9 protein-coding genes and 1 rRNA gene are annotated in these 9,328 nt (G+C 46.6%); 9 read left to right on the forward strand and 1 reads right to left on the reverse strand.

Features of this window, described 5'->3' with window-relative positions; translation table 11 throughout:
- Positions 1-1,769: 1,769 nt before the first annotated feature.
- The 9 genes from BBOH_RS05885 (at position 1,770) to BBOH_RS05905 (ending at position 8,550) form a co-directional block, all read left to right on the forward strand.
- Positions 1,770-2,768 carry a helix-turn-helix domain-containing protein gene (locus BBOH_RS05885; RefSeq protein WP_052118254.1) on the forward strand — a complete coding sequence of 333 codons (999 nt, stop codon included), beginning with the start codon at positions 1,770-1,772 and terminating at the stop codon, positions 2,766-2,768.
- Positions 2,769-2,935: 167 nt separating this feature from the next.
- On the forward strand, positions 2,936-3,058 hold the full coding sequence (locus BBOH_RS09415) for a hypothetical protein (RefSeq protein ID WP_272945345.1): 123 nt from the start codon (positions 2,936-2,938) through the stop codon (positions 3,056-3,058).
- A 21-nt stretch (positions 3,059-3,079) separates the two neighbouring features.
- The gene (locus BBOH_RS08850) at positions 3,080-3,562 is read left to right on the forward strand and encodes a hypothetical protein (protein ID WP_143242520.1); all 483 of its coding nucleotides are present in this window, start codon (positions 3,080-3,082) and stop codon (positions 3,560-3,562) included.
- A gap of 140 nt (positions 3,563-3,702) precedes the next feature.
- Positions 3,703-4,236, forward strand: a complete 534-nt coding sequence (locus BBOH_RS08855) for a hypothetical protein (RefSeq protein ID WP_143242522.1) — start codon at positions 3,703-3,705, stop codon at positions 4,234-4,236.
- The gene (locus BBOH_RS05890; protein ID WP_033522604.1) at positions 4,230-5,219 is read left to right on the forward strand and encodes an ABC transporter ATP-binding protein; all 990 of its coding nucleotides are present in this window, start codon (positions 4,230-4,232) and stop codon (positions 5,217-5,219) included. The genes BBOH_RS08855 and BBOH_RS05890 overlap by 7 nt, the downstream gene beginning before the upstream one ends.
- Entirely contained in the window at positions 5,203-5,976 is a 774-nt protein-coding gene (locus BBOH_RS08860; RefSeq protein ID WP_074428617.1) for a hypothetical protein, read from the forward strand. Before BBOH_RS05890 ends, BBOH_RS08860 begins: the two co-directional genes overlap by 17 nt.
- Complete coding sequence (locus tag BBOH_RS08580) at positions 5,976-6,740, forward strand: ABC transporter permease (protein ID WP_074428618.1); 765 nt, start codon at positions 5,976-5,978, stop codon at positions 6,738-6,740. The genes BBOH_RS08860 and BBOH_RS08580 overlap by 1 nt, the downstream gene beginning before the upstream one ends.
- A 1,043-nt stretch (positions 6,741-7,783) precedes the next feature.
- Positions 7,784-8,278 (forward strand): hypothetical protein, encoded by a 495-nt coding sequence (locus tag BBOH_RS05900; RefSeq protein ID WP_033522601.1) that lies wholly within the window; start codon positions 7,784-7,786, stop codon positions 8,276-8,278.
- Positions 8,275-8,550, forward strand: coding sequence for a transcriptional regulator (locus BBOH_RS05905; RefSeq protein ID WP_052118252.1), 276 nt, complete (start codon positions 8,275-8,277; stop codon positions 8,548-8,550). The genes BBOH_RS05900 and BBOH_RS05905 overlap by 4 nt, the downstream gene beginning before the upstream one ends.
- Before the next feature lie 444 nt (positions 8,551-8,994).
- On the opposite strand, the gene rrf is transcribed toward BBOH_RS05905, so the two are convergent.
- Positions 8,995-9,111 (reverse strand): 5S ribosomal RNA (gene rrf / locus BBOH_RS05910).
- Between the last annotated feature and the right edge of the window lie 217 nt (positions 9,112-9,328).

A 9,328-nucleotide genomic window follows, 5' to 3' on the forward strand; every position in this document is an offset into this window, starting at 1 on the left:
AAAATGGAAAAGCCGTTCAACGACTCTCAAAAAAGAAACCATCCAAAAGGACGGAATCGACGGTGCCGTTTGGATAAGGACCAAACGACCACACAAAAAACCTCGACGACCTTCAAGACCTCCCGGCCACCCGGCACAAAACCAGGCGATCGCCGAACTGGCAATCAAAAAAGCTTAAAAAGTAGTACAAACACACTCTTGAGTTCTCAAACCACCACCACACCAACAACTTCAAGCAATCTCGAAGATTTGTTGTCGCTGCTGGGCAGCGAGTTACTAACCTACACTAGGTTGCTCATTTGCGCAAATCGACCAGGCAAAAATATCATGAGTTTCGTTGGAATATATACATTTTGTCGGCGTGTCGAAATTTAGTTATACGCGCCTTTTAAATTCTCAGCTTATGGGCAATAGGACTTTATCAATACATTTTTCTCGAGATTTGTGCATGTCGAGATCTTAGGACGGGTATTCAAGCTTATATCCAGCCATTTGGCATTTAGTTAGACCGCGACATAGCTTGAAAATTACTGACAAGCAGGAGCTTGGATGTGAGAATTAGACGAGCAGCACAGGCTGTCGAAGCGCAAGTACCTTCCGATAATTTTTAATATCAAAGTAAAAGCATCCTCTCCTGTCCCATTCAGGCCACGGTGAAGCTCCAACTACCTTTTCATCGTATGCCTCTGCGTTTTCTATGAGCGATACGGCGAGAGGTTCATAACCAAATTGCTCTGCGCACTGAGAAAAGTCATTAGAAAGAAATCTCCTATAACGAAGTTATCGGCCATATCTATCATTAAATCCTGTTACAACATCCATTGTTGTCATCTTTCTTATAGTTAGGTATCTTTTAATGTTGAAAATACTTAAAAAGTTATACTATCTGAAATCAGGTAAAACACCATTTACTCTCGAAATATGAGATACAGAAGAGGGGATATGAACGTTTTGTTGAAGATGTTTCGGTTGTTGATTATGCCATGAGGTCGAGAGTCTGGCCGTGCTCGTCTGGACTTTGGTAGTCTAGGCCGCCTTGATACGGGTGGTATTGAACCAATCGATGCACCCGTCCACCACTGACTTGTCATATGATTCGAAGGTAAATCATGGTGCCAGCCCCACTCCCTTGCCCAATAACAGAAGACAGCAACAAGCAAAAAACCTTAATCAATACGCTCGAACGGCCTGGAACTAGGCGCCAAGATGGATGATTTTCCATGCCGAAATGGCAGACAACAACTTAACAAAACACACAGCAGCGCGTTCTTCAGTTCGAGGTCGAAGATTCACTGCTTCAACACAGTCGGGTCATCCGGCAGACCGTCATCGTTTTGGTCGCTATGGAAGCCTACTCCATCGTTGGGCCGGCCCCTGCCGTCGAAAGCGTACTCACACCGTTCCACAAACACCTTGCTTACGCCATACTCGCGCGGATCCATGCCCTACAGGTGCGTCCACGACGTTCCTCACCGCCATAGGTGTACGCGGCCTGCCTTGGCGTGGGCGGGACTGCGGATCGGCCGTATCCAGCCAACCGACGAGTTCGTGACCGGACGCTTTCCAACCGTTTCGCTGTTACCTCAGGCCAATATTCCACTCGAAACACGCTCCACCGCGCGTTGCATCTCAGCTTTGCTGTACAAATACCAGACCCTTTATCCAGACTTCAACTTTCTGTCCGCACCCCGCGACGCGGCCAGGTCGGCGCCCCGCACCCTATCGCCCGTACCCTCTACGCGTTCGCGGTCGATCTCGACGAGCCCGACGTGCCGACCCTGCTGAGCCACTATCCTGAGCCGGGCGGGGAATCGGATATCGGCTGGCAGGCGCCGACCTATATCGTCAGCTCCGGCACCGGCCTGCACCTCTACTATTTCCTCAAGGAGCCGATCGCCCTGACGCCGGCGAACGCGAAGGGCCTCAAGGAGTTCAAGTTCGCCCTGATCGACATGGTATGGAACGACGACACCAGCCGCTTGAAGGACAAGCAGATGCAGGGGATCTACCAGGGCTTCCGCGTGGTCGGCAGCGCCAGCAAGCTCGGCAGCCGGTTCCCTGTTACTGCTTGGCATACCGGCCCCAGATGGACGATTCCCGAGCTGATGGTCGGCATGGACATCTACAAGCGGCGCGACCTGCCGCCCCTGCTCGACAGGATCACCACACCGCTCGAGGAAGCTAAGGAGAAGTGGCCGGACTGGTACCGGAGGCGCGTCGTCGACGGGCAGGAGCCGGACCGCTGGCATGTGAAGCGCGACCTGTACGACTGGTGGGTGCGGCGGCTCATGCGGGAGGGAATGACCTACCACCACCGGTACTTCTGCGTGATGGCACTGGCCATCTACGCGCGCAAATGCGACATCTGCGAGCAGGAGATGACCCGCGACGCCTACCGGGTCTGGGAACGCATGAGACAGGCCCCCGACTACCGGGAGCACCCGTTCACCGAGGACGACCTGCACGCCGCCCTGACCGCATGGCGCGACCAATACTGCACCTTCCCCCGCGACACCATCGCCAGCATGACCGCCAAACCCATGACACCCAACCGACGCAACCACAGAAAACAAACAGTACATCTGGCACGGGCACGCGCCGTTCAGAACATCGACGATCCAGAAGGAAAATGGCGAGGACGGCCGGTCGGCAGCGGAAACAAGAAACAGCTGGTCCGCGACTACGTGCAGAACCATCCTGACGCATCACCGACACAAATCGCACGGGAACTGGGAATCAGCCGGCCGACCGTCTACAAATATATGTAGAGATTTAATGGTGAAAAGTTTATTCTTGCTAGGATGTGCTCTAATAAATTGAAAATGGTTAATTTGTTCTATTCTCATTATTTGGAATAAAACGTTTGTCTACTTTCAAATGACAATAAAGATATATGTGACAACTAAAGTTTGGTTGCCGACAAAGGAGTTATATTATGTCAACGCCAATATTGGAAGAAAAACCATTGACTGATTTGGATGTGGATTCTGCAATTGCTGATCTTGAAGGTGAGCTAGATACAGAATTTAGTCCTATGATGATGGTTTGGAATCATTAGAATTTAAGTATTGGAATTTTAATGACTCAACTCAATGATATTGAGAGTTATCTTGTAGCTTTTGAGCGTTGCCTAAAAGCTACAAGATTTTCTCCTGCTTTTCCTGAAAGACTATCCGTATTAAGAAGGACCCTTCTGGGAGATAAACCTCCATTTTTACGGACTGTAGGTGCTTCGATACCCACTACAGATTTAGGTGTGCGTTTCTCTTCTGATTATAAAACTTTTTATCTTGAACATGTAAAAATAGCGCATTTCCATAAGATAGATAAAGAAGTACTTCATAAATATTTACAAGAGGCATCATGCCAAGGCATTGGCGAGGTAATGGATGCAATTATTCTATTTTTTGGAGATTATAGTGTTGTCTCTAGCGTAATTAATGAGAGAAAACAAGAGATTCTTAATTCTGGCTTATATAGAGACTTAATTCAATCTGGTGTTGTCCTTAGCGCCATTGGAAATTCTTCTTCTATACAATTTTTAAACGAGCCGAGGAAGTAGCCGCATCTCCGGACCAATCATATGCAGCTGTACATAGACTTTCTGCTGCGTATATCAAAAGATTTGCCGATCCGCAAAAAGGCATTGATATTTTACAGGAAGGTTGAAACAAGTATATACGGCCAGAGAGAGATAGTTTTTTGGCAGAGACTGCCGTTTATTATAATCTTCTAGCATTAGGGTATTTAAGACTTGATGAAAAAGCATTGCTTGATGCAGCCATGATTAAAGCTGAATCTTATATAAATGAGGCGCTGAAACAATATGATTCAACATCTGAACAATATTCAAGAGCGGCGAGATATAAGAGCCAAATCTCTATCAATCGTGCTCAAATAGCAGTAAAGAATAGTACGCTTAGTAAAGCGTGTGACATCCTTAAGGAAGACGTCACGTTTTGCGGTCAATATGCTTCTGAATATTTACCGGAAGCTGAGGGGGAATTGTCTCTTGTCAAATATAAAGCTTGTAAATTTAATGATGCTTTGAGTTGTGCTGTTTTAGCGTTAAATGGGTTTAAATATATTGGAGCTTTGAATGCTATTACTGAAGCTAGAAAAATCCTTATTGCAGCGTTAGCTAAACTTGGAAATCAACGTTTGGCACATGAATTAGTTAGGCGTTTTAATTCTGATCCATTAGGTGTTACTGAGGTTGGTTTTATAGAATGGTAGCTATGTCGTCAAATGCATTAGAGTTGACACATGTTTCTCGTGATTTTAATCATGGAAAATTTCATGCAGTTAATGATTTATCTTTTATGATTAAACCTGGCGAAATTTTTGCTTTGGTAGGCGTTAACGGAGCGGGAAAAACAACCACAGTAAAAATGTGTTCTACTTTGTTAACCCCTACATCGGGATCGATTTTGGTCAATGGGTATGATACAGTCACATCTTCACAAAATGCTCGGAATGCCGTAGGAATGGTTTTAGGTGGTGATCGTGGATTCTATCCTAAGGCAACGGTTCTATCAAATATGCGGTTTTTTGCAAGTCTTGCGGGAGTGCCCTATCGGCAGCAGAGTGAACAAATTGACGATTTATTGGATCAGGTTAATCTTAGTGAAAAAAGAACAGCATGTGTAAATACTCTTTCCAGAGGTCAGAAACAGAGACTGCATATCGCTCGTGCTTTATTAGGGAATCCTAAATTATTGCTTCTTGATGAGCCAACGGTTGGGTTGGATCCTGATATTGCTCTGCAAATCCGTGACGTCATTACCATGATGGCCAATCAAGGCATTGGTATTCTGCTGACAAGTCATTCTATGCCTGAAGTAGAGGAACTAGCTGATACTGTAGCTATTATCAATAATGGGAAAATGTGTGTGCAAGGTAATCTCGCCGATATATATCAGTATGCGCACGTGTCGAAAACCTCTATGTTTTCGCTGGCTCCGTCTGAAGCAGTAACACCAGATGATATTAAACAATGGTTTAGTAATAATGCAATAGTCCTTTGCAGGTCGGTCAGTGCTAAGTGGAATTTCACTATTCTATGGAATAATGCGTCGGAATCGCCACAGCAGGATATAGTGCACCAGTTCTCTGTAAGAGAATTGGCAGTTCCGCCGGATATTGTTACCAGACCTTCGACATTGGAAGATGCATTTTTGGTTATTGCGCAGGAAAATAGGCATGACGAGATTATATAGGCAATTCTTATTTCATCTAAAAGAATTTTCAACGACGCCATATTTTATACAACTTGTCGTTGTTGGTACCCTTTCTGCGAGCATTATTCAGCGTCTCGGCGTACGAGCTTGGGGGGCTGATTCATATGAAGCTTTCTTGAGGTCATTTATGATCGGAATGTGGGGTTCGTGTACTGCTGCTGCCGGAATTATTGGTTTCGAAAGGCAAAAAGGTACGCTAATTTATTTACTGTCTGGGCGAGAGAATCCCTTACTAGCTGTAATGACTGTCGTGATGTCTACATCTGCGTTTGGACTCATTTCGTTACCATTATCATTTTGTCTTTGGATCATTCCCGGCACTTCGGCTATTTCAACTCAGACGGTTATCATGCATTTACCACAGATTATTATTGGCTCTTTTCTATTGTGGCTGAGTACCACAGTCGTTACTTTAGTTATTGCTTCGGTTTTTATTTTGACGCCTCATGCCACTACATATGAAAGCTTGATTCTGGTTCCAGCATTATTTTGTTCTGGAGTTTTTACCGGAGCGAGTCGAACGCCAGCGATTGTAAATGCATTAAGATTCATTTTTCCCCCAACGTCTTCCGTTCATTTTCTATATCTTGATTCTTCTAGCATTTATCATGGAACCTTCCTTCTAGATATAGGTCTGTGCATAGCAACTTCGCTATTATGGATTATAATAGCTTACTTTTTAGGTAAGGCTGCTTTACGGCGTGCGCAAGTTGATGGAACTTTAGAGGTGTTCTAATGGCTTGGTTATATCGCGTTAATAATATTGCTCAGGTTAGCAAAACTTCATCGATGCTTCTTGCAAATGCAGGAACTACCATAGTTTCCATATTTCTTACCCCATTGTTGGACATACTATTTTCTGTTCTTATTGGAGCGAGTTTAGGGTCAAAGAATTTAGTGCGCATCGCTTTAGCCGGAGTAGTAGTTCAAATAGTAATCACTGTATCTACAGTTATATGTACTTCCGTCGCGTATGATAAAGAACAAGATGTGATACAAGAGGTGTTTTCTAGACGTTGGATTGATTTAACGTATTGGACAGGTACATCAATTCCAGGCATTTGTGCAGGAGTAACAACTGGTCTGGTATCTAGTTGCAGTATTTTAGCACTAGACAGTTCGCATGATCTGCATCAGTTTTTCCATACCATACTTGTTTTTCCAGCAGCTCTTGTTGCCGGAATATCGCTTGGTATTCTAGCTTCTGGAATAGGCTTGATAATGTCGGACTCGTTTGCTGCAGTCAATGTAATAACTGCAATAGCACCGATTACGTCAGGTGCCATTATACCGTTGCGCTATTATCCTTCAATTTTACAAGGTGTATTCCGAAATCTTCCGTTATCTGCTGCCGTAAAAGCAATTATCACCGGAGGGTCAGATTTAACTGCCCTACTTTGTGAATTAGAAACGGGTCTTATTTGTATGGCATTAGGCTTTCTTGCTACAAGATGCACAATGCGACGGTTACGAAATGGTATATCTACGAAAATGAATTAGGCGAATTGATCTTTAATAATCGCTTTAAAACATTAGTAATATTAAACTTTTGGTGTGTAGTTGATGGCGACGGTCCAGAGGTTTCGGCTGGTGTCGTGTCTGGGTAGGGCGACGGCTTTGAGTCGTGTGCCGTGGTCGTCGATGCCGGTCTTGCGTTTCCATTCGGCGGCGGTCTTTCTGGCTTTGACTGGTCCGATGTCGCCGATCGGGAGGGTGACCCATTGTCCGTGGAGTTCGGGTGATTCTATGAGGTCCTGGATGAATTGCTGGTCTGGTGTCTGTGTGGCCTGGCGTATGGCGTCGGTGCTGACGGTGTGGGAGCCGTAGTGCGGCCGGCCGGAATCGAGCCGCAGCGTGGCGGCCTTGGCCCGTCGCTTCCGTACCGGTCATCAGAGACTTCTCCTGTTTCACTGTCCGTCATGCGGTTCCTCTTAGAGTTTTTGTTTTGGCCTCTATTCTAGGGGTTTTCTTTTACGTATTATTATGATTATTGTTTTTTATTGCATGGAATCTGTTTTAAAGATTGATAATACCATCCATAAATTTTGATGGAATATCATCAGTGATAATTTTTATTATGTTTGAAACACTATTCCTCAATGAGCCCATTCTTAATCATCAGTATTCGTCACCCAGCCAATACGTATGAATATATGGATTACACTGTGCAAACACGAACGGCCCATCCCCCTTACGAAGACTCTTTTCAAAAGTTATATTAGAAATATGATTACGGAAAGATAACGTATTTGACAAATCAAGTTTGTATTATAAACCACTTTGTATTGATGTTAGTTTTTTGAATTCGATGTTGAAAGGAACATCATGTCATTACGAAATAAACCCGACACTTCCGCAGACCATATCACCGACCCATCCGACGCATTGAGGATTTTACAGTCACAACGGAAACGAACTGCACTGAACAACAATCTGAACTCTTACGGTAATTACGCCCTATGGGGCATAGCCTGGCTGATCGCCTACTGCAGCATGGCACTCGGAACAACAGAAGTGCACAATGGCGATACTTCAACGAAAGCATGGCGTACAATGTTTTCACAATTGTGTTGGCTGCAGCATCCGTACTTTCAATTGCAACCAACATGAACGCCACATCGGGTGTACGCTCCACAAATCCCGAGTCCCGCCGCATCTTTCGCGCCCAAGCCATATTCTGCTGGTCATACCCCATTGCTTCCATCCTCAGAATAGGCGGCATCGGAATCATCACCTACAGATTTGATTTGAGCTGCACAGCCACGGCGGTACTGTATAACTTCGTGGTGCCGTTGCTCCTCGGAATCATCTACTGGCTAGGCGCAGGAACGTTCAACGACAAGACTATGCTCTTTTCGGGCACCTGGATGATGCTGCTAAGCTGGAGCACCATACTGTTGGGCATTCCCGCAGGATATTTGGCCATGGCAATAGTGGACGGAGGCGGCTTACTTGTCGCCGCGATCGTGAGCGCGGTGCTTACTCACCACAACGCCCTCACCTCCACTGAAAACTTGTTACAGGGGCACCAGGCATGAGCGACCAACAACTCGATCCCATTATTCACGCACCTTCACGGTTACGCATCATGACGATTCTGACCGGCATGGACGAGAATGATTCCCCGTCATTTCCAAAATCGAAGCAGCAACTCGGCGTGGCCAATGGCAACCTTTCAGTGCATCTGACTAAGCTTGAACAAGCCGAATATGTTGCTATAGAGAAGACCTTCGAAGGCCATAAACTAGCGACGTATGTCAGTGTGACGGCGAAAGGCGAAAGGAAGAAAAGCGTTCTCCCAATATCTTGACAGCCTTAAGACATTGCTGGGCAGCCCTAATCTTGTGTAAATGCCTCTGTCTAAGTTCGGATTTCCTGTGAACAATCGCTTAAGTACTTTGAGACAGTTTGACCATGTGTAGTGTCAGTGGACAGCAGTGTTTGGCATGCTGACAGTGGATGTGACGCAGTAAGTCCGTACCCAAGGCAGAGATCCAAGACGGCAAACCGAGTCAAATTTCAGTCGCATTTATCGAGCCATCCCATAATGAAAGACGTGAATTTTGCGGGTTTTCGTTGGGCTGTCGGGTCGTCCGTGTCCCGGTTCATGTCGCGTCCCGTGGGCGTGGACGGTTCCCGTCGTCGGCCCCGGCCGCGTCGACCGGCCGGGGGGGGGCGGGGGATCCGTCCGGGCATGCGAAGAACCCCCGTGGGAGCCGTCAGGCTCGACCACGGGGGTCCCCGTTCAAGTGTGATGCGGCGGCGAGCTACTCTCCCACACCCTGTCGAGTGCAGTACCATCGCCGTGCCGGGCCTTAGCTTCCGGGTTCGGAATGGGACCGGGCGTCTCCCCCGGGCAATGACCGCCGCAAATCTTCTATTATGCACGACCCGCCAGGGATCGTGGGATGTGATGGTCCGGGAACCGGACGGTGGACGCTTCATGCAACAACGATCGATTCATGACCAGGCAACGTTCATCATCGCCATGGCCTTTCCGCAGTAGGAAGATGCCGTCCCCGCGACCAGCGCGGGAAACGTGTATTGCCCGTCGGCCATTAGTACCGGTCAGCTCCACCCCTCACGGG

The organism is Bifidobacterium bohemicum DSM 22767 (assembly GCF_000741525.1).
GTDB lineage: Bacteria > Actinomycetota > Actinomycetes > Actinomycetales > Bifidobacteriaceae > Bifidobacterium > Bifidobacterium bohemicum.

Excerpts from the sequence above, each read along its gene's own strand:
- BBOH_RS09415 (WP_272945345.1), top strand. The coding sequence starts at position 2,936 with ATGTCAACGCCAATATTGGAAGAAAAACCATTGACTGATTTGGATGTG.
- BBOH_RS08850 (WP_143242520.1), top strand. The coding sequence starts at position 3,080 with ATGACTCAACTCAATGATATTGAGAGTTATCTTGTAGCTTTTGAGCGT.
- BBOH_RS05890 (WP_033522604.1), top strand. The coding sequence starts at position 4,230 with ATGGTAGCTATGTCGTCAAATGCATTAGAGTTGACACATGTTTCTCGT.
- BBOH_RS08860 (WP_074428617.1), top strand. The coding sequence starts at position 5,203 with ATGACGAGATTATATAGGCAATTCTTATTTCATCTAAAAGAATTTTCA.
- BBOH_RS08580 (WP_074428618.1), top strand. The coding sequence starts at position 5,976 with ATGGCTTGGTTATATCGCGTTAATAATATTGCTCAGGTTAGCAAAACT.
- BBOH_RS05900 (WP_033522601.1), top strand. The coding sequence starts at position 7,784 with ATGGCGTACAATGTTTTCACAATTGTGTTGGCTGCAGCATCCGTACTT.
- BBOH_RS05905 (WP_052118252.1), top strand. The coding sequence starts at position 8,275 with ATGAGCGACCAACAACTCGATCCCATTATTCACGCACCTTCACGGTTA.